Genomic DNA, 21,050 nt, shown 5'->3' with positions numbered 1-21,050 from the left:
GGCCACAATAGTCATAGAGCAGTCACATCGGCACGGCAGGACCCACCGGGTAATACCGGGGGCATGCTTCGATGGAATGCGTAACAATCTACACGACTGATAAGGGTGGCGCGGACTTCGCGAACTTCACTCATAATGATGTGAATTTCAGTTTTGCTGAGCTTCTGCCGGAAGGGCCAGGCGGGCTGATCGAAGGCCCGATATGGATATTTATCGACTGGGTTCTGCCGGAATTGTCCGGTCTGGAAATGTGTCGCCGTCTGCGAGCGGACCAGCGCCTGAGCGACGTTCATATCACCATGGTGCTGGAACAAGACAACGCCGAGGATCGTCGCCGCGCATTGAAAGCCGGTGCAGATGATTACATGATCGGTCCGGTAGACAGGAACACGCTGCTCGACCGGGTAATGGCGCTTCATGCCCAGAGTCATCTCCGCAATCCGCATCATGTCATTTCGGTGGGCGATTTCGTGATCGATCTGGGGGCAGAGCAAGCACGGTGGCAATCGCATCCGATTTCACTGCGCCCGAATGAATTCCGTTTGCTTCGCTACATGCTGGAAAATCCCGATCGCGTTCTTTCACGAGAAGAACTGATAGAAGGGCTTGGTAAAAAGGGCGAACCGATTGATCTGCGGACGGTTGATGTTTGGATCAAACGTCTGCGCAGTGGCCTCAAGGCTGTAGGAGCAGGACAATTGCTACGCACAGTCCATGCAAAGGGCTATGTATTAGACGCAGGCTGACTATCTCTATCAGTCATCACTAAACCCAAAGGCCTCGCCATATAGCGAGGCCTTTTTTGCTACCATAAGCCCAAAAAGGCCCGACCGCTACGAAACGGCCGGGCCAAGTGGGTGGCTCTTAAAAATTGGCGGAAACGGACAGGCTCAACTCCGTGCCAAGATCATATGTGTTGATCTCGATACGATTCTGATCGTTAGCCTGATACTCCTCATGATTCTGGCCGAAAATATTCCGGGCCTGAAACTTCCATTCGGTATCCACTCCTAGAAGATTTATTCCTTCGCGCCAGACAAAATCGACCTGCAAACCCGGATTTTCTACGATATCCGGAAAAGTGCCATCACCACGGCCAACCACACGCTCACTGGAATAACGCAGTAAAATGGTTTGCTGTGACAGTTTTTCAGTGCTTTCCATACCGAACTGCAGGTTAGCCAGATGGTCCGACTGACCGGTCATGGGCGTACCGTCAGTAAAAACATTGGACGCTGCTGTTTCGCCATAACCATAACGAACAACGACATCATCCGGTCCGACTTTCAACTTGGAATCGGTAAAAGTGTAATTGGCTATCGTGAACAAACGACGGCTCGTAAATATTCCCCCCATATTATACAGGTCGAAATATTTCACGCCTTCCACCTCAACCCCGAAAAGCTGCGCTTCAGGTGCATTCGCAAAATTACCGTTGATACCGTTGGCGCTGAACTGAATATAGGTTTCGACCGGGTTATCGATCTTCTTGAAGAAACCGCCCAGCGATATTTTTTCACCGCCCCCGAGGTAATATTCCGCACGCAGTTCGGCATTGATCAGCTCGCTATCCTGCAAAAGCGGATTACCACGATAGGAACGGTTCGTTTCCGGATCGTAATATAGTACCGGTAATAATTCGCGGAATTGCGGTCGTGCAATGGTCTTGGAAGCGCTCGCCCGCAATTGCAGATTAGGCATGGCTTCCCAGGTAATCGTCGCGCTCGGCAGGAAGTAATCGTTGTCTTTATTGTACCGAATCGGATCAACAACCGGGTCGAAAAAGACGTTCAGGTTCCGAACCATCTGTTCAGCTGTTTCATACCGAACGCCAAAATCCAGAGTTACGTAATCAATCGGCTCCCAGTTGAGTTTTGCATAACCGGCATGAACTGTCAGCGTTCCGGCAAACCCGGGAGAGCTCTCAGTCAGCTCAATCAGAGAGTAATCGAAATAATCAACCAGTGCGGGAGCAATGAGGAAGTCGGGTCGCAAAGCGAAAACACCCGTGGGAGTTGATTGCGGAGCGGTAACCGTAAATTCACGCCGGGCTGATTTACGCGATGTATCGGTATAGGCATAGCCCGCGCTCATCCCGAGGCGATCAGTAAGCAGATAACTGAAATCGATCCCACCTGACCAAAGATCTTCGTTGAGGTCCGAAAAAGACACAGTTGCCGATCCATTGGCCCCATTATCGAGACGATTGACATATACATCGCCGAACGGGTCATTCTCAATATTGCTCTTCACATAGAGGAAGCTGCTTTCAAACGGCGCTTCCCGCTGGGAATTGGCATAGCCGCCGCGAATATCGATCCCCAAATCGCCGAAATGCATTTCACCGACAAACTGGGAATCGATCAGCTGACGCTCATACCAAGCCGTATTCTGCTGAAAATTGGTATAACCGCTATCATTATCGTCAAAATCCCGCATTCGCGTCTGTTTGATCGTGTCACGAATATAGAGATTAGTGAAACGGAACTTATGACGTCCCAGTTCTACACCAAGGCCGAGCAGGCCGTTTACCTTGATATTGTTGTTTGTATTGATCGAACGACCATCATAACGCAATGCTGACAGCTCACCACTAATGGCAGTTTGCTGGGTAATATCGCGGGTACGCCATTCATTGCTGTAAGATGCTGTCGCGATCACTCCGACGCGGGCATCTCCGACATCAAAAGCCGTACCACCAGTAAGTGAACCAGACCAGTCGACCGGAACCTCATCCAGTTTCTGAGTCAGAGACAGATCACGGTTCACAAGCTCTGGAATAATGGCATCCGTATCGGTATCGAATTGGCTCAGACGATTCCCGCTGGCGAAAAATGCATTGAGATTGGGCGGAACGTCTCGGGTCGAATTGTCAAATCCTGTCCAGTCATCCCCGGAACCGTAATAACTATAACCAAAATGCCCTGTCGTCTCTGTATTACCGCCGATACCCGCTCCAATAGAGAGGAACGATTCCTCCGGAATGGCAATTGTCGTCAGATTGATAACACCGCCACCGAATTCACCTGGGTAATTGGCTGAATAGGTCTTTTGAACGAGTGAAGATGCCACAACGTTGGTTGGAAAAATATCGAGCGGAACGACGCGCTTGAGCGGCTCGGGGCTCGGCAAAGGCAAGCCGTTCAGCATGGCCAGAGAATAGCGATCACCGAGACCACGAACATAGACATAACCATCGCCAACAACCGAAAGTCCGGTCACGCGAGATAACGCACCGGCAATGTCACCCTCACCGCTACGGGCGATATCTTCGGTGGACAGAACACTCAGCACCTGATCCGAGGAACGAACTTCGTCTCGCCGCACCCGCCCGGTAACGACAATTTCGCCGCCGAGCGATACATCGGGAGCGCTACGTGTCTGGTTCTGAAGCGTATCGCCCGGTTCTGACTGCGTCGGATCGGCCGCAATTTCATCGGTCGGCTGAGGCGGCAATGTCGTGCCGCCATCCTGAGCAGCAGCAATGCCCGGCATTGCCAGGGCGGTGGTAACAAGCAGCGTGCGGCTAAGCCAAGACAGCTTGGTCATTAGGTCCCCCAATAATTACGATAAAACGGGGGGTAGCCGTCTGAGACGGCCACCCCCTCGTTCTGGATTGGCTGGCCGGATCAGTTGAAGGGCGAGTCTGCGCAATTCGATCCCGAACCGAAATCGGCGATTGAACTGTCGCAGGTCCATCCCTGGTACCAGGTGTCATTTTCATCCCGCACAGCACCGATGTACCCGACATTGTCGAAGGTGAAGCCATTGCGGTTGAACACTGACGGATCCCAAGAGGCAGCGCCGTTCTCATTGGTCCCATTAATGAAAGTCATGTTGAGCGTTGTGGTGAAACTGGCATTGCTCGCCACACCACCTGAGAAGGCGTCATTGGACGTAGCACCAAAAGCTGCTTCGGCTTTGTCCGCATCTCCATCATCAGTGAATGCCGTGCCACACTGCATGTACACAGCAGAGAAGAACGGAGCTCCATTATCCGGTGCCGGGTCGGTGGCATCGTTACGGTCAGAATCGGACTGGAACGTTTCAGCCTGGTCGATGTCGAGGCAGGTGTTCGAGCTGGCATTCATGACTGTATTGACGAGCGAAACGTCAGCACCACCGCGATAACGCAGCCCGGCAGCATCAGGCGATCCTGACTGATGAATAAAGGTAGCATTAGCGATACGCGTATCCTGGCGCGGCGGGCGCAATTGATTTTCACTGCTGTCGGCTTCGATCATGCCATTACCGGTGCTGGTCCGCTGCACGGCGATGACATATTGCATGTTGGCCTGAACGCCGAAATCGGTGTCGATCGAGTCATCGCTCGCTCCGACCACAACGGCATGCTTCATATTCACATAACCGCCGAAGAACTCCATGCCGTCATCGGAACTGTTAAACGACTGAAAATAGTCGATCTCAGTATTGTGCCCGGTGCCGCCCGTTGTCAGGGACTGCAATTCATTGTCCTTGGCGATAGCGAAGCCCGAATAGCGGATCTGGAAATATTTCATGACGCCAGAATTATCGGCATCCTGATCGCCGCCGAAATAGCCACCGGTCGCTACGCCTTCGATCTGATTTTCGCACTCTGCGGTGCCGCCCGTAATTCCGGTCGCCCCACAATCGCTGATCGGAGCGCGACCAAGCAAAATCACGCCACCCCACTGGCCGTCGACGTCATCACTCGTATTGCCGAGAATGTTCTGCCGCGATGTAAAGATGATCGGCGCATCGACAGTACCGACAGCGTTGATCTTGTTGCCGCGATTGACCACCATGTAACTGTTGCCGGTACCGCCAAAGAGAACCACGCCCGGATCGATAGTCAGAACCACATTCGTGGCCGGCGTTTCGCCATCTTCATAATCCGCATCTGCATCGTCGCCGACATTCACAGCACCGGAAATTTCATAAACAACTTTCGCGTTGTCTTCGGTCTGCGGAAGGCTTGAACTGACTGTAAAGGTGCCGGGCAGCACACAACTGCGAACCGTACCTCCAGGAACATTGATAACGCCACCGTCACTTAAACCAGCTGGATCGCCGATATCCGGGCAGCTCTCTGCAGCCGTATAGGACCCGGATGAGCCTGGCGTCGGTGTCGGCGTCGGCCCAGGCGTCGGTGATGGATTGATAATGACATCTCCGCCCGAACCGGGCGACGAGATTTCTTCAGGGCCACATGCGGAAAGTGCAAGCATACTGGCGCCAATGACGAGCGAGCGGGTGAATAATTTCACTGGGGTCCCCCAACCTTGAGAATCAAGTTTCGCGAATTCTGATCGCGAATCGCCAGCTAGGCGTTTGAGGTGACAGTTTCTTTGCAAAGATGCTTGTATTTTGAAATATCGATATAAGTCTGTCTTATGTCAAATATGACAAAAAGAGTTTTATACTCAAATTCCAGCAGCACCACTTTGACAAACTCAAATGTTACAGTTTAATTACATTATTACATTTTTATTGCAGTTATCCGAAAGCAGGCGCAGCTTGCCAGCATAGAAAGACAGTATCGGGAGATATTCAAAATGATCGGAACTATGCTCGCCTCGCTGCTGACCACAGCCATTGCCCCCACCGCCGTCATCGCGGAAAAACAAAAGGCACCTGAGCAGATCGACGTCGCTTATGAACAACTGCTCGTTGGCGAAACAGACCAGGCTATCGCCACACTTGAACAATCGCCCTACGCCAACGATCCGGCACGGCTTATCAATCTCGGTACAGCGCATGCACAGGCTGGCGATTATCGTAAAGCAGCTAAATTCTTCCGCGCAGCACTGGCCAGTGACACACGCTACCAAATGGAACTGGCTGACGGGAGCTGGATGGATTCACGCGCTGTCGCGCGAACGGCATTGACCAATCTGGAGAGCCGCACAGCTATTGCCATGCGATAGACGGCATAACTGATAACACTTTCAGCACCCTCATTTCCGCTGATAATTTTGCACCCGCATGGGCTCAATCCCTGCGGGTGTTATTTTACGACAAACCGGTCAAAAAGCATCGCAGCTCTGTCATGAGCTTGTCATCCACGTCACGCAAAGCGAGGTGACGGAGGGCAAGGTGATTCTATCAAACTGGACAATATCGGCTATCATACTGGCTGCGGGTCTGCTCGCTCGGCCAGCTTATGCCGACGTGCTGGAGATAGATGCACAAGGCCCAACATGGATTTCCGGCCCCAGAGCCAAAGCATTCATACAGGACAGTCCTGCCGATGGGGCTCAATTCGATCTGCCTGATAATGCGATTGCGGATACCAGCCGCCATTCGGCAGCTATTCCACCAGCCTATTCGGCCAAAGTAGCGGAGCTGTCCGCTCGTTTCGACCTCAGCCCAGCGCTGATCGAGGCACTGGTCTGGCAGGAAAGCCGTTGGCGCAAGGATGCCATATCTTCCGCTGGTGCTCGCGGCCTGACACAACTCATGCCCGATACAGCGCGCGAACTGGGTGTCGATCCACGCGATCCCTTTGCCAATCTCGAAGGCGGTGCACGCTATCTGCGCGAACAGATTGACCGCTTTGACGGCAATATCGAAAAAGCTCTTGCCGCTTATAATGCCGGACCGCGCCGTGTGCTCGACGCCGACGGCATTCCCGAAATTCGCGAGACAAAAATCTATGTCGCATCGGTCATGGGCCGACTTGCCGACCATTCCCGGAGTAGCAATTGATGCGTGCATTTTCCCGCCCTGCCCGCGGCCTCTTGGCGCTTGCAGCCCTTCTTTTTCCTTCAGTAGCCTTCGCTCAAAATGTCGGCGACCCACAGGGCTCGGGCCCGATCGTTGCAGCACTTGGCTGGATTCAAGGTACTTTGCTCGGCAATGTCGCCACGGCGGTTGCGGTGATGGCAGTTGCCGCTGTGGGCTTCATGATGCTCACCGGCCGGATGAACTGGCGTTTCGGCGCCACTGTCATCATCGGTTGTTTTGTGCTTTTCGGCGCCGCCTCCATCGTGACAGGCATTCAATCCGCCGCTGCGGTCGGCTGAGGATCAGGAGCGGTGTCACACCTCATCCGTCATCGGGTTCATCGCAGTCTGACACGACCGCAGATGTTTGCGGGCGTGACTTACAATTATTTCATCATCAACGCTGCGGTCACCACAGAGTTGTTCCTGATCACAGGCAGCTTCCTCGCACTGCCGGTGGCACTTGGCATTCACGCAGTCGGCTATTTTGCCTGCCTGCGTGAACCGCGCATATTCGACTTGTGGATTACCAAGGTCAGCAAATGCCCACGCGTAAAGAACTGGAAGCGCTGGGGCTGCAATAGCTACGCCGTCTAAGCGCGGCAGAAGGGGGCCGACAATGTCCAAAAAATGGCTTGGAGCCGCGAGCTGGGCAGCCAAAGAAGCTCAGGCAGGCGATCGTCTGCCATATACCCGGCTGGTTGACGATCAGACGATACAGTTACGTGACGGTTCTTTGATGACCGCCCTGCAAGTGCCCGGCCTGCTGTTCGAAACCGAAGATACCGACGCGCTTAATGCCCATGCCGCCACGCGCGAAGTCATGCTGCGTTCCAGTCTCGATGCGCGGTTCGTACTCTATCACCATGTGATCCGCCGCCGTGTGGAAGTTGAGCTGGATGCGCAATTTGATGATCCGCTTTCGGCTCACATCGACCGCCGCTGGCGCGAAAAGCTCGCCAATGGGTCGCTCTTCATCAATGACCAGTTCGTCACGCTGATTCGTCGCCCGGCCCGCGGAAAGGCCGGCTTTGCCGAAAAACTCGGAAAGATGTGGCAACGCCGGGGTAAGGATGAAGTGGGAGCCGATCCCAGGGATCTGCGCGCATTGCGCGCTGCAGCGCAATCTTTCGCGGCTTCACTCGGCGATTACGGTGCGCGAATGCTGGGTGATTATAACGGGCCGAGCGGTCAAACGAATAATGAACTGCTGGAATTGCTCAGCGCGCTTTATAATGGCGAGATGCGGCCTGTCCGGCGGCCAATGGACGATGCTGATATCGGGCATATGCTGCCTTATCGGCGGGCCAGTTTCGGCCTCGACGCAATGGAACTGCGAGGTGCGAGCGGCAGCGATTTCGCTACGCTTCTCAGCCTTAAGGATTATCCCGAGGCGACATCGCCCGGTCTGATCGATCCGCTGCTGCGCCTGCCTTTCGAAATGACAGTGACAGAGAGCTTCGCACCACAGGAGCGCCAGACTGCGCGCGAGAAAATCGATCTTTCATTGCGCCGTCTGCGTTCAGCAGATGAGGAAGCGCAATCCGAACGGGCCGATATGCTCGCAGCGCGCGATGAGCTCGGTAATGGGGCAGTGTCATTCGGCGATCATCATCTGACGGTTCAGGTCCGGGAAAGCGATCTCGCCAAGCTGGACGATGCAAGCGCGGCCTGTGCCGCTGCTCTGGCCGATGCAGGCGCTATCGCTGTGCGTGAAGATACTAATCTGGAGCCAGCTTTCTGGGGACAATTCCCCGGAAATGAAACCTATCTCGTTCGCCGGGCGATGATTTCCTCCGCGAATATGGCCAGCTTCTCCTCATTGCATGGCTTTGCTCTGGGTCAGGCCGAAGGCAATCACTGGGGCGATGCCGTCACGCTGCTGCAAACCACCAGCTCAACGCCTTTCTTCTTCAATTTCCACAATGGCGATCTTGGTAATTTTACCGTGATCGGCCCTTCAGGTTCGGGCAAGACCGTGGTCATGAATTTTCTCGCGGCACAGGCGCAGAAATTCAGTCCACGAACTATTTTGTTCGACAAGGACCGGGGAGCCGAACTGTTTATTCGTGGAATTGGCGGACGCTATGACAGAATTCATTCTGGCGAACCGTCCGGCTTCAATCCGCTGGCCTTGCCCGACACTCCTTCCAATCGTGCTTTCCTTCGCGACTGGCTCGGTGTTTTACTGAAAGCGAAAGGGCCAGAAGAGCTGGCCATGATTTCAACCGCTGTCGACGCAGCGTATGCCAATGATGCCTCACTGCGCCGTCTGCGCCATTTCCGTGAGCTGCTTTCCGGTGCCCGCCGTCCGCAACCGGGCGATCTGGCAGACCGGCTCGGGGCATGGATCGACAATGGCGAGCATGGCTGGCTGTTCGACAATGCCAGCGATCAACTCGATCTGAGCGAGCGTGTTCTCGGTTTCGACATGACAGCACTGCTCGAAAATCCGCGCTTGCGCACGTCGGTCATGATGTATCTTTTCCATCGTATCGACGAGCGTCTGGATGGTCAGCCGACTATGATCCTGATCGATGAAGGCTGGAAAGCGCTGGATGATGAAGTGTTTGCTGCGCGTATTCGCGACTGGCTGAAAACGCTGCGGAAACGTAATGCGCTAGTCGGTTTCGCTACACAGAGCGCACGCGATGCGCTCGAAAGCCGAATATCGACCGCACTGGTGGAACAGACCGCCACCATGATATTCATGCCCAATTCGCGGGCACGGCCCGAAGATTATTGCGACGGTTTCGGTCTGACCGAACACGAGCTGGCACTCATAAGATCATTGCCCGCTCATAGCCGCTGCTTCCTTGTGAGACAGCCCGATGCCAGCGTAGTGGCCCGGCTCGATCTTTCGGGTGCCCCCGAGGTGCTGACCATTCTTTCGGGTCGGGAAAGCGCTGTACGCCGCCTCGATACGATCCGCGGAGCAGTCGGCGATGATCCCGCCAATTGGTTCCCTGCTCTGACAGGTCGTGCATGGCCAGGCGACCCTGAAGATGAAGATGGCTATGGCATTTGGGAGGCCGCAGAATGAGCGATGCCACTTGCCAGACTGCCATGGAGAACGTCGGGGGCGGAGTGGCCGCTTCGCTCCATACAGTCGATTGCATAACCAATGACATGACCAGCGCCGCTTTCGGGCGGCTTTTCGGTACGCATGGCGCGCTGATGCCCGCGCTGACTATTCTGCTCACACTTTACATAGCCTTTTTTGCATTTTCTCTCATTACCGGACGCAGCCGGATTGGCATTTCCAGCCTCACGCCCCGTATGATCACAATCGGCCTTGTGTTAACTTTCGCGACCAGCTGGATCGCCTATCAGGGCGTGGTCTGGAATCTGGCGACCGGCGCTCCCAATGAAATTGCCGGCATTCTGATGGGCACCAAAGGCTCCGCTACCGATATTTTTGCAGCCAAAGTCGACGTTGTTTTCGGAGCGCTGATCGAGGCCACGGGTGGTGCAGGAAAAGCCGGAGAAAATGCCGCATCGACCTTTTCACCCGAAGGATTGCTGTGGCTGGGGGGCACACTGCTTTTGCTCGGCACGGTAGGCGTTCTGGTCACGGTAAAAATCGCGCTTGCTGTTCTGCTGGCGCTTGGCCCGGTTTTCGTTGTGCTGGCGCTGTTCCCAGCAACGCGCGGATTGTTTGCCGGTTGGCTGAAGGCTGTGGTTCTGCTGGCTCTGACACCGCTTTTCGCGGTTCTGTCCGGTTCTCTGATGCTCGAATTATCGGTGCCGGTCCTTTCCGCCCTTGCTGCTGTGCCGGGGCAGATCGACCCACGCGCAGCAATGGCCTTCTTCATGATCGGGGCGGTGCATCTGGCACTGATGGCGCTGGTCATGAAAACGGCCGGTACCATGGTCGGTGGCTGGAACGTTTTCGGCATTGCCGGACATGGTCGTGAAACAACGGCAGAGACCGGACCATCCGGTTCCGTAGCCGTAACAGCTTCGGCACAGCGTGCCTCACCGATGCGTGACAATCGCCAGATACGCGTACCTGCCACGATGGCCGCATTCGCCGCGAATGACAGTGGTCCGACGCAGTCGGATACGCAGCGTACCACAAGAATCATCACAGGTGGCTCTGCAGGCCAGAACGGATCTGCTCCAGCCACCTCTTCCATCCCTTTGTCCCGCGCCAAAGGCGTCGGCAGCCGCTTTCGCGCAAGCCCGGCCCGCTTTTCGGAGAAGTTGAAATGAAACGCGGATTATTGATGAGCACCGTCTGTGGCGCTCTCGCCCTTTCGTTCGCCAGCCCGGCAGCAGCCGATCCCCGCCTCATCGATCATCTCTATAATCCCGACGAAGTCGTCCGGATTCAGGGTCATCTCAATGTACAGGCCACAATCAAATTCAATGAAGACGAGCATATTGAGAACGTAGCCATCGGCGATTCCAATGCCTGGCAGGTTACTCCGAACAAGCGCGCCAATCTGCTCTTCGTAAAGCCGATCGAAGCCAATGCGATGACCAATATGACGGTCGTTACAGACCAGCATACCTATTTTTTCGATCTGGACGCAGCAGGTAAAGGAACGCCCGTCTATGTCCTGGCTTTTTCCTATCCCAAAGAAGTCGAGCCTGCGCCAAAGGGGCCTCCCATACCCTCGGAGAAAGCCAGCCCCGTGGAAATGGCCGCTGCGACCGATCCCTATGCCGTGATCGATCCGCAGGACATCAATCGCAAATGGGCAGGCTCGGGCGATGAAAAGCTGTTGCCGGTCGAAGCCTATGATGATGGAGATTCAACCTTCCTGACATGGCCTGTCGGGCGTCCGGTTCCGGCCATTCTGGTCAAAGACCATGAAGGTACGGAAGGCCCGGTCAATTTTGCCGTTCGTGGTGATGTCATCGTGGTCGATGGCGTACCGCGCGAAATTATTTTGCGCTCCGGCCCCAACACAGCAACGCTTATAAATAACGGCCCCGTCCGCGAATCCGGCCGGGACACTACACGCTCTTTTGCCCGCGCTGAGGAGATCCAGTAATGCGCCTTGCCATGCGACTGCCTGAAAAGGGCAATGCAGCCAGAAAGGTCGACAGTGATCCACGGGAAGATACGCCCGCAGAAGTAATCGATCTCGCCAGCCGAACAGCTTATCCGCAGGTCGGTGCACGTAAAGGCGGTTCGGATGCGCTGGGCCTCGCGGCCGGAATCGGGTTTGTCGCACTGCTCGGCGCAGCAACGCTCTGGGGCCTCAATGCCGCACGTATGGAAGACCCGAAGAGCAGCTCCGCGGCACAGGCTGCGCCCCAGAAGGCAGCTACCGTTCCCGCCCCGGCACCGGTTCAGCAGCCGCCCAAAGAAAAAACAGCCGCCCCCGCACCACTGAAGAAGACCGATCCGGCACCATCGCCCGTTCTGGCACAGCCGCCCCAGGAAGCGACCAATCAGGCCGCCAATCCCTATAGTACGCCCACCGTAGTTTTCGATGCCAGTAACTTGCCCGCTCCGGCATCCGGTAACGCAACGGCCGCGGAAGCGAGCGGCAATTCCGCGCTCGATTTTGCCAGCCGTATAGGCGGTGTGGGCGGCGGCCCGGCACAGGCGCGGGCCGATGTCGATCCGGCCACAACCGTTACGCAAGGCACGCTCATTCCGGCAATACTGGAAACTGCCATCAACACCGATGTTCCCGGTTACGTTCGGGCTGTGGTGAGCCAGGATGTACGTAGCTATGATGGCAGCCGCCTGCTGGTGCCGCGCAGTTCACGTCTGATCGGGCAATATCAGTCCGGCCTGCAAAACGGCCAGAAACGGGCCTATGTCATCTGGACACGTCTGATACGCCCCGATGGCGTGTCGGTTCAACTCGCTTCACCCGCTACCGGTTTCGACGGTACGGCTGGACTACCGGGCAAGGTGGACAGCCATTTCTTCAAGCGCTTCGGTTCCGCTATGCTCCTTTCCGTGATCGGCGGTCTGTCCAATCTCGCCACTGGCAATGCAGCTGTGGTGCTGGGCGGCGGCGGCCAGAGTGCCGCAGCCGCGGCGGTTGCACAAGATAGCCAGATCGGCCCGACCGTAAGGGTCCGTCAGGGCGAACCGATCCGGGTTTTCACCGCGCGTGATCTCGATTTTTCACGTGCGCCACGTCTGTGATATTTCTGTGACCGCAGAATTGCACAATCTCGCCACGATGCGCATGGAAGACGGCGCAGCGCCGAATACTGTGTCGGATGACGCACAGCCGCTTGCCGAACAGCCCGCTATTACCGGCCAGAGTGTCTATCTCGACGCTTATCTCGCTCCTTTCCGGCAATGGCTTGATCGCGACACGGTGACGGAAATTCTGATCAACAGACCGGGGGAAATCTGGATCGAAGATGCAGCGCATCCCGGTATGCAGCGGATTGAGGACTCCGATATTGACGATCGGCTGGTCCAGCGCCTTGCCGAACAGGTTGCGCGTGTCAGCCATCAGGGGATCAATCGTGAACATCCTCTGCTCGGAGCGACGCTTCCCGATGGTGCTCGTATCCAGTTTTGCGGTCCGCCTGCAACGCGAAAGCACTGGGCTGTCGCGATCCGGCGCCATCGCCGGCTCGACCTGCCGCTCGATGCTTACGATACCGGTCCGCTGACGCCCACGGCGGAGCCGGAAATGCCCGATCCGGTGGCAGAGCCTGTCGCTTTTCTTCGTGCGGCGATTGCTGCACGCAAGACGATCCTGATTTCCGGCGGTACGTCTACCGGCAAAACCACTTTCCTCAATGCGATGCTGGGAGAAATCCCGCGCGAAGAACGCGTCGTTCTGGTCGAAGACACACCCGAATTGCGGCTACCCGGTGCCAACGGCGTGGGACTGGTTGCAGTTAAAGGCGAACTGGGTGAAGCCAAAGTGACACCCAATGAGTTGCTGCAGGCCGCTTTACGCTTGCGCCCCGATCGCATTGTGTTGGGCGAGTTGCGCGGTGCCGAAAGTGTCAGTTTCTTACGCGCCATCAATACGGGCCATCCCGGCAGTTTTTCCACCATTCACGCCAACAGCCTGCGCGGTGCACTCGAACAACTCGCTCTCATGGTCATGCAAACCGGCATAGGCCTGACACGTGAGGACACGATTTCCTATGCCAGCTCGGTGATTGACGTAATCGTTCAGCTAGGCCGGAGCGAGGGCAGGAGAGGCATCAGCGCGATTGCCCGCAGCAGCGACCTGCTCTGAAAAACCCGCCTCCCGTTCAGCCGATAGAAAACGGCGCAAAAACGCACCATTCTATAGTGAACGTCAAAAAACTGTAGTAACCCTTAGCCAGAGACGAGCCAACTCGATCAATCGATGGATGCAATGACTTCACCGGCACCCCACACGCTTCCCGACGATACGCTCACGCCTCAGGACAAATATTTCAATCGTGAACTGAGCTGGCTTTCCTTCAATGAACGGGTCCTCGCCGAAGCCGGTAACACCAATTATCCGTTGCTGGAACGTCTTCGGTTTCTGTCTATCTCGGGCAGCAATCTCGACGAATTCATGATGATCCGCGTGGCCGGGCTCGCCGGGCAGGCACGGCGAGGGATCGAGCAGACTTCCATTGACGGGCGTACCCCGTCGCAGCAACTCGCAGCCATTCGTACCAAGGTGCGAGAATTGGAAAATACTCAGCAGGAAACGCTGGTTTCCTTGTGGAAATTGCTGGCCGATCAGGGCGTGCACATTGCCGATGAAAAGCGCATCAACGCTGAAAATCTGCAATGGCTGCGGCGCTATTTTATCGATCATATCGTACCCGTGGTCACGCCACAGGCAATCGACCCTGCCCATCCCTTCCCTTTTGTCGCCAATATGGGAATGGGCATTCTCTTCAATCTCACCCGGCTGGAGGATGAAAGCCAGCTGGTCGAGATGGTACTGATTCCGAATGCCATCCCGCGCTTTATTCGCACGCCGGGCGAAGACGCGACATATATTCCGATCGAGAGCGTGATCTGCCGTTTTGCCGATCTGCTTTTTCCCGGATTTCGCGTGGAGGGTGACGGGGTGTTCCGCGTTCTGCGCGACAGCGATATCGAAGTGGAGGAAGAAGCCGAAGATCTGGTGCGCTATTTCCGCAGCGCCATTCAGCGTCGTCGCCGGGGCAGCGTTATCATGCTGGAAGTGGATCACAATTTCGATCCAGATGCAGAAAAGCTACTGCGCGAACAGCTCGGCCTGGAAGACGCCTTTGTCACGAAAGTCGAAGGCATGCTCGGAGTAGCGCGTCTGGCAGCCGTAGTGGATGAAGATCGCCCGGATCTGAAATTCGAACCCTACAGCCCACGCTATCCCGAACGTGTAATGGAACATGATGGTGATTGTTTCGCTGCGATCCGTGAAAAAGACATCATCATCCACCACCCTTATGAGAGCTTCGAAGTCGTAGTGGACTTTCTGCGCCAGGCGGCGGAAGATCCGGCAGTCGTCTCCATCAAGCAGACACTCTATCGCGCTGGCCATCAATCCCCGGTCATCGCCGCACTGATTGCCGCTGCTGAAGCCGGCAAGTCGGTGACTGCAGTTGTAGAGTTGAAGGCACGGTTCGACGAAGAGCAAAATCTCCACTGGGCATCGCAGCTCGAACGTGCAGGCGTTCAGGTCATTTACGGCTTCGTGGACTGGAAGACCCACGCCAAGGTCTCCATGGTCGTTCGGCAGGAAAAGAACGGCTATCGTACTTACTGCCATTTCGGGACCGGTAATTATCACCCGGTAACTGCCAAAATTTACACCGATCTCAGCTTCTTCACTGCCGATCCCAAGCTTGGCCGCGATGCCGCCAAGCTGTTCAATTTCGTGACGGGCTATGTCGAACCACATAAAACCGAAGCCCTCGCAATCTCTCCCATCGATCTGCGCGAAAAGCTTTACGAGCTGATCGATCATGAAATTGAAAATGCGCAGGCCGGACGACCGGCTGCCATCTGGGCCAAATTCAATTCGCTAACCGAAAAGGGGGTGATCGACCGTTTCTATGCGGCAAGCGCCGCAGGGGTAGAAATTACGCTCATCGTGCGTGGTATTTGCTGCCTGCGCCCGGGTATTCCGGGCCTTTCCGAGAATATCCAGGTCAAATCGATTATCGGGCGTTTTCTGGAGCATAGCCGAATATGGGCGTTTGCGAATGGCTATTCGCTCCCGAGTGGCCGGGCACGTGTTTACATCTCATCGGCCGATGCCATGTCGAGAAATCTTAATCGCAGGGTTGAAACCCTCGTGCCGATCCGTAACGCAACGGTTCATGATCAGGTGCTTGAACAGGTCCTTCTCGCCAATCTGCTCGATACAGAGCAAAGCTGGCAGCTTCTCGAAGATGGCAGCTATTCACGGCTGCACAGTGAAGGTGACGGCTTCAACTGCCACGATTATTTCATGAACAATCCGTCACTGTCAGGAAGGGGCGCAGCCCTGTCTGCAGGGGCGGTCCCCAAATTGAGGTTGCGCAAGGGCGCTATATGACACGTAAATCCTTCAGCCGCTCGCATCAGGTTCGTGAAGAACTTCCCGATCGCGCGGTGATCGATATCGGCTCCAACACCGTCCGGATGGTGGTGTATGGAGGGCCGCTGCGTTCTCCCATTACCTGGATGAACGAAAAAGTATCTGCCCGCCTTGGGCGCGATCTCGCAGAAACCGGTCTCATTCCGGAAAAAGCGGCAGAAAACGCCCTTTCAGCCTTACGCCGTTACCACATTCTGCTTGAAGATCTCGGGATCAAGGACGTGCAAACGGTCGCTACCGCGGCCGCTCGTGATGCTGAAAATGGCCCTGAATTTCTCGACCGGGTTCGTGCCATCGGCCTTTCTCCTCGTCTGTTGCAAGGAGAGGAAGAGGCACGCAGCTCAGCTGCGGGTGTCATCTCCGCCTTTCCCGGTGCACAAGGTGTTGTGGCCGATCTGGGCGGCGGTAGTCTCGAACTGATCGCTATCGAGAATGACGAAACGCATCATGGATGCAGCCTTCCGCTCGGCACATTGCGTCTGCCAGGCCTGCGCAAAGACGGCATGGACAGTTTCAAGACCGCCATACACAAAGCATTCGAAAGTGCAGGCTGGGCTGCGGCCCATCCGGGCCCTCTTTATATGGTGGGCGGCACCTGGCGCGCTCTTGCCAATTATGCGCTGCGGCGGCTCGGTTCGCCGATTATCGATCCGCATGGCTTTATTCTGAGCACTGAAGAGATCGATAAGATCGCCAAGAAAGTCGCCCGGTCGGAGCCGGAGGATCTCGCCGCGATTGAAGGCGTTTCATCTTCCCGCGCTGCCTCCCTTCCCGATGCTGCGGCCATGCTCCGTATCATGCTGAGCGAACTCAGACCCGATGCCGTAGTCTTCTCCGCCTGGGGTCTGCGCGAAGGTTTACTGTATGAACAGCTCAGTCCCGAAGCGAAGGCACAGGACCCTCTGCTTGCCGGTGTTACGCATTTCACCGCCTCGCGCGGGGGTACCATCACCCGGGCCGCAATGCTGGCCGGCTGGAGCACCGATATTGCCCGTAATACGAACCATAATACAGAACGGCTGAGGCTCGCCAGCACCATGTTTGGTCTCGCCCTTTCCCGGATCGAGCCTAATCTGCGTCAGCGTTATGCGCTGGACTGGGCGCTCCATAAGCGCTGGATCGGCCTCACTGTCGCTGATCGCGCCCAGCTTGCGGCGGCACTGCTGGCATCCTGCGGTCAGACGGAAATCCCGGAAGAAATCACTTCAATCAGCGATAAGGAATCGCTTTCCGCCGCTATTGCCTGGGGGCTCGCCGTCAGGCTCTGCCGACGTATGGGAGGCGGTACGCGTTCCTCCATGCTGGGCAGCGCCCTGCGGCTGGAAGAGGATTGCCTTCGCCTTTGGTTCGAAGAAAGCCATGCCGATCTTGCCGGCGATTCTGTACGCAAGGATCTCAAAGGGCTGGCAAACTGGCTGGAAGTCGACGCCGATATCCGCATTGGCCAGCCCGAACCGCGCTGAATGAACTCCACTTTAAAGCATCACAACGAAAGGCCTGCGTTATAAAGCAGGCCTTTCATCATTTCGACCAGCCAAAGAAAAGGCCGGCCAATGCCTTAGCACTGACCGGCCTTCCCTTAATTTGCGTCTAATACTCAGGTACCAGCCGAAATATCGTCATCGTCGTCATCATCAACGACAGCCACGGTAGCAGCCACAGCTGCAACACCGAGAACCGCGAAAAGAATCGGAGCACCCACAACTTTTTCGTCCTTCTTAACGGACGTGCTGCTGCGAGCGCCAAACGACGTTACCGCCGACTGGGTAGCTGCATTTGCAACCGGAACGGATGCAGATGCACGAGTACCGGCCTGCGCAGCAACCGGAGCTGCCACGAGACCGAGGGCCGCCGCCCCAATCAGAAAGTTCCTGAACATATTGGCTCCTTCCATTAATAGAGTGTGCCAAATTCGGCGCACTCTGCGTATTGGAATATATATCGCAGTGCAGCGAAAGGTGCAAGGTAAGGACTAATAAATGTTAAGGCGTTGAATCATGGTTTGGAAATATTGCCTTCTGGCGAGCCTTATACTCGCCCTTTCACCGGCTCAGGCCCAGTCCGCACCGCCAGCATGGCCTGTCGTTTTGCAACAGCAACTGGCACGGATTAACGAAGTCGAGTGGCGCCTCGGGCAAGTCGCAAAAGATGATTGTCCGGCTCAATCCGCCGGTTTCGGCTGGGCTATCGACCATATTGCGGCCTATTCCGAAGACGATCGCGCGCTGGTCCGGAAGACAACCGGATTAGGCAACTCTCTCCAGATCATCGCCATTGCTCCTGATAGCCCGGCGGCCAATGCCGACTTTCATGTAAATGACCAGATTCAATCGATAAATGGCGTTCGCATCGAAAAAATTTTTCCCGAAATAGAAAAAGATTCGCTCATCGCAGACCGATTCGTTGCCATGATCGACCAATTACCGGTCGACAGGCCGGCCAGTTTCGGGGTTTTAAGAAACGGCCAGCCGATAAATATTCGGGTTCAACCGAAAAAGACCTGCTCGGCACGCATTTTCCTCAAGATAAAAGACGGTATCGACGCCTATAGCGATGCCAATGGCGTTGCTCTGTCCACCGGCTTCATGCAGTTTACTCGTAACGACGATGAAGTGGCACTGATCGCCGGGCACGAGCTGTCCCACATTATTCTCGGCGATGAACTGGATCGCAAACGCATTCGCGGCAAGAAAAAGGAGGATGCTGCGGACAAGCTCGGGGCGCATCTCGCGCTATGCGCCGGTTATGACGTGAATCTGGCGCTGGATTACTGGCGGCGCTTCGACGAGCAGGACTGGCTGGGCATGTTCCGCAGCTGGGATCACCGCTCCGCAAAAAGCCGCCTGCGTATGCTGAAAGAATTCACACAAAAGGATACGTGCTGAACACTTCCTCATTCAGCAAAAATTGCCGCAAAGGCCCTGCATCGCCTTCCCCTTCCGGCCCGGATATCTTAAGCGGTGGCTCAGCCAAGGAGAGGATGACAATGACTGAGTGCGATTTTATCGTTGTGGGCGCCGGAAGTGCGGGCTGTGTTCTGGCCAGCCGGCTCAGTGAAGATCCCAGCGTCAAAGTCGTCCTACTTGAAGCCGGCGGCTCCGACAAACACCCGCTGATATCCATGCCAATGGCCTGGATGAAAGCATCCATGGAACCGCGTTTCGGCTGGGGCACCATGACCGAACCGGAGCCCCATATGGACGGTCGCGTTCAGCCTCTGCCGAGAGGCAAGGTTCTGGGTGGCAGCAGTTCGATTAACGGCACCATGTATATTCGCGGTGCGGCTGCAGATTACGATAGCTGGGCCGATGCGGGTCTCAAAGGCTGGTCCTACAAGGACATTCTGCCCTATTTCAAACGTGCCGAAACCAACTGGCGCGGTGCAGGGCCGGAACATGGTGGATCGGGACCACTCGACGTTACCCCCATGAAAACGCATCCGGAGCTTTATCCCGCTTTTATCGAGGCTGCCGAAAAACTGGGCTATTCCGAAACCGATGACTTCAATGTGGCGGAACCCGAAGGCTTCGGTATTCCCGATTGCACGATCAGCAAGGGCCGCCGTCACAGCACGGCTGCCGCCTATCTCGATCCTGCCAGACGCCGCCCCAATCTCCAGATCATCACAAAGGCGATGGTCAGCCGTGTGCTGATCGAGAATGGCCGCGCGGTGGGTGTCGAATTCGAACGCAACGGACAGATTGAGCAACTGCACGCCAATCGTGAAGTTATTCTCTCAGGCGGTGCCTTCAATTCTCCGCAACTTCTGATGCTCTCCGGTGTCGGCCCGGCTGAGCACCTCAAGGAGAATGGGATCGTACCGGTCAGGGATCTGCCGGGTGTGGGAGAAAATTTGCAGGACCATGCCATCGCCCTCACTTTCTGGAAGGCCGCGAAAGAAAATACGTTCGAAAACCAGCTCCGCCTGGATCGTCTGGCACTGGCCGTGGTCAAATGGCAGCTTTCAGGCAAAGGTTTCCCTGCCCAGAGCCCGCTGACCGTACAGGGATTTCTCCGCTCAAGTTATGAGAATCAGCGCCCCGATCTGCAACTACAGGTCAGCCATACCTCCTATCAGGCCCATCCATGGTTTCCCAAAATCCATAAGGGTGTCGGACATCAGCTCACAGCCGGGGCCATTCTGCTCAACCCCGAGAGCCGCGGTCATGTGCGGCTTGGGTCCAGCCATCCTAAAGCACTGCCGAAAATCACGCTCAACTTTCTGGCCGAAGAGCAGGACCGTAAGGTTCTGCGTGAAACGATCGGCACAATGCGCAAGTTCTTCAACACCGAACCGGTTAAGTCCTATGTCGATATGGAACTGGCACCGGGGCCCGATGCGGTCTCCGATGAAGCTATCGATGGCTGGCTGCGCCAGACAGTGATGAGTGGTGGCCACCCCACCAGCACCTGCGCCATGGGTACTGCGGAGGACAGGAATGCCGTCGTCGATGCCGAACTAAAGGTTTACGGTATTGAAGGGCTCCGCGTGGTAGATGCTTCGGTCATGCCCAATATCATTCGCGGCAATACCAACGCCCCGGCGATCATGATTGCGGAAAAGGCATCCGATATGATTCTGGGACGCCCGACAGGGCGGTAATCTCTCACACAAGAATACTGGACACGCTTCGAAAGCCCGCTCCCTCTGGGATGCGGGCTTTTTTTGAATCGGAGCTCTACGTTAATTGACGCTTGCCAGTGCACAAAATTGCATCCTAAATGCGATAGCCAACAAGAATTCGGTCGCATCAGGCAAAGCCATTTCCCTTCGCCGCGCATAAAATGCAGACCATGATAACGGAGAAACTGCGATGGATGGCGGTATCCGATTGTGCACGGCAATCCC

Annotated in this window: 17 protein-coding genes; 14 read left to right on the top strand and 3 right to left on the bottom strand. The window is 55.8% G+C overall.

The annotated features are described in order from the left end of the window. Nucleotides 1-71: 71 nt before the first annotated feature. A complete protein-coding gene (locus D6851_RS01300) occupies nt 72-746 on the top strand; it encodes a response regulator transcription factor (protein WP_120323062.1) in 675 nt (224 codons plus the stop codon). 118 nt (nt 747-864) lie between these two features. Here D6851_RS01300 and D6851_RS01295 read toward each other — a convergent pair whose 3' ends face one another. After that, on the bottom strand, nt 865-3,549 hold the full coding sequence (locus D6851_RS01295) for a TonB-dependent receptor domain-containing protein (protein ID WP_120323061.1): 2,685 nt from the start codon (nt 3,547-3,549) through the stop codon (nt 865-867). 80 nt (nt 3,550-3,629) lie between these two features. Beyond that, nucleotides 3,630-5,249, bottom strand: a complete 1,620-nt coding sequence (locus D6851_RS01290) for a hypothetical protein (RefSeq protein WP_238473880.1) — start codon at nt 5,247-5,249, stop codon at nt 3,630-3,632. 288 nt (nt 5,250-5,537) lie between these two features. Here D6851_RS01290 and D6851_RS01285 point away from each other — a divergent pair, with 288 nt between their 5' ends. From D6851_RS01285 to D6851_RS01235, 11 genes are all read left to right on the top strand, one after another. After that, a complete protein-coding gene (locus tag D6851_RS01285) occupies nt 5,538-5,909 on the top strand; it encodes a tetratricopeptide repeat protein (protein ID WP_120323059.1) in 372 nt (123 codons plus the stop codon). 169 nt (nt 5,910-6,078) lie between these two features. Continuing rightward, nucleotides 6,079-6,690, top strand: coding sequence for a lytic transglycosylase domain-containing protein (locus D6851_RS01280; protein ID WP_420797071.1), 612 nt, complete (start codon nt 6,079-6,081; stop codon nt 6,688-6,690). Then, a complete protein-coding gene (locus D6851_RS01275; protein ID WP_120323057.1) occupies nt 6,690-7,007 on the top strand; it encodes a TrbC/VirB2 family protein in 318 nt (105 codons plus the stop codon). Before D6851_RS01280 ends, D6851_RS01275 begins: the two co-directional genes overlap by 1 nt. A 12-nt stretch (nt 7,008-7,019) precedes the next feature. After that, complete coding sequence (locus D6851_RS01270) at nt 7,020-7,304, top strand: VirB3 family type IV secretion system protein (protein WP_120323056.1); 285 nt, start codon at nt 7,020-7,022, stop codon at nt 7,302-7,304. Nucleotides 7,305-7,326: 22 nt separating this feature from the next. Then, entirely contained in the window at nt 7,327-9,750 is a 2,424-nt protein-coding gene (locus D6851_RS01265) for a VirB4 family type IV secretion/conjugal transfer ATPase (protein WP_120323055.1), read from the top strand. Further along, the gene (locus tag D6851_RS01260; RefSeq protein ID WP_120323054.1) at nt 9,747-10,922 is read left to right on the top strand and encodes a TrbL/VirB6 family protein; all 1,176 of its coding nucleotides are present in this window, start codon (nt 9,747-9,749) and stop codon (nt 10,920-10,922) included. Before D6851_RS01265 ends, D6851_RS01260 begins: the two co-directional genes overlap by 4 nt. Before the next feature lie 14 nt (nt 10,923-10,936). Continuing rightward, on the top strand, nt 10,937-11,710 hold the full coding sequence (locus tag D6851_RS01255; protein WP_120323475.1) for a TrbG/VirB9 family P-type conjugative transfer protein: 774 nt from the start codon (nt 10,937-10,939) through the stop codon (nt 11,708-11,710). Then, on the top strand, nt 11,710-12,825 hold the full coding sequence (locus D6851_RS01250) for a TrbI/VirB10 family protein (protein ID WP_238473879.1): 1,116 nt from the start codon (nt 11,710-11,712) through the stop codon (nt 12,823-12,825). Before D6851_RS01255 ends, D6851_RS01250 begins: the two co-directional genes overlap by 1 nt. A 70-nt stretch (nt 12,826-12,895) precedes the next feature. Then, nucleotides 12,896-13,888 carry a P-type DNA transfer ATPase VirB11 gene (virB11, locus tag D6851_RS01245; RefSeq protein ID WP_420797083.1) on the top strand — a complete coding sequence of 331 codons (993 nt, stop codon included), beginning with the start codon at nt 12,896-12,898 and terminating at the stop codon, nt 13,886-13,888. Between the two features lie 123 nt (nt 13,889-14,011). Further along, nucleotides 14,012-16,159: an RNA degradosome polyphosphate kinase gene (locus D6851_RS01240; RefSeq protein WP_183029939.1), complete on the top strand. Its 2,148-nt coding sequence runs from the start codon at nt 14,012-14,014 to the stop codon at nt 16,157-16,159. Next, nucleotides 16,156-17,664 (top strand): Ppx/GppA family phosphatase, encoded by a 1,509-nt coding sequence (locus tag D6851_RS01235; RefSeq protein ID WP_120323052.1) that lies wholly within the window; start codon nt 16,156-16,158, stop codon nt 17,662-17,664. The genes D6851_RS01240 and D6851_RS01235 overlap by 4 nt, the downstream gene beginning before the upstream one ends. 134 nt (nt 17,665-17,798) lie before the next feature. Here the strand turns inward: D6851_RS01235 and D6851_RS01230 are convergent, their stop codons facing one another. Next, complete coding sequence (locus D6851_RS01230) at nt 17,799-18,080, bottom strand: hypothetical protein (RefSeq protein ID WP_120323472.1); 282 nt, start codon at nt 18,078-18,080, stop codon at nt 17,799-17,801. A 118-nt stretch (nt 18,081-18,198) separates the two neighbouring features. Here D6851_RS01230 and D6851_RS01225 point away from each other — a divergent pair, with 118 nt between their 5' ends. Further along, the gene (locus tag D6851_RS01225) at nt 18,199-19,086 is read left to right on the top strand and encodes a M48 family metalloprotease (protein ID WP_120323051.1); all 888 of its coding nucleotides are present in this window, start codon (nt 18,199-18,201) and stop codon (nt 19,084-19,086) included. Nucleotides 19,087-19,187: 101 nt separating this feature from the next. Continuing rightward, complete coding sequence (locus D6851_RS01220) at nt 19,188-20,804, top strand: GMC family oxidoreductase (protein WP_120323050.1); 1,617 nt, start codon at nt 19,188-19,190, stop codon at nt 20,802-20,804. Nucleotides 20,805-21,050 lie beyond the last annotated feature (246 nt).

This window comes from Altericroceibacterium spongiae (assembly GCF_003610805.1).
Taxonomy (GTDB): Bacteria; Pseudomonadota; Alphaproteobacteria; order Sphingomonadales; family Sphingomonadaceae; genus Altericroceibacterium; species Altericroceibacterium spongiae.
This window is presented reverse-complemented; position numbering and strand designations above follow the sequence as displayed.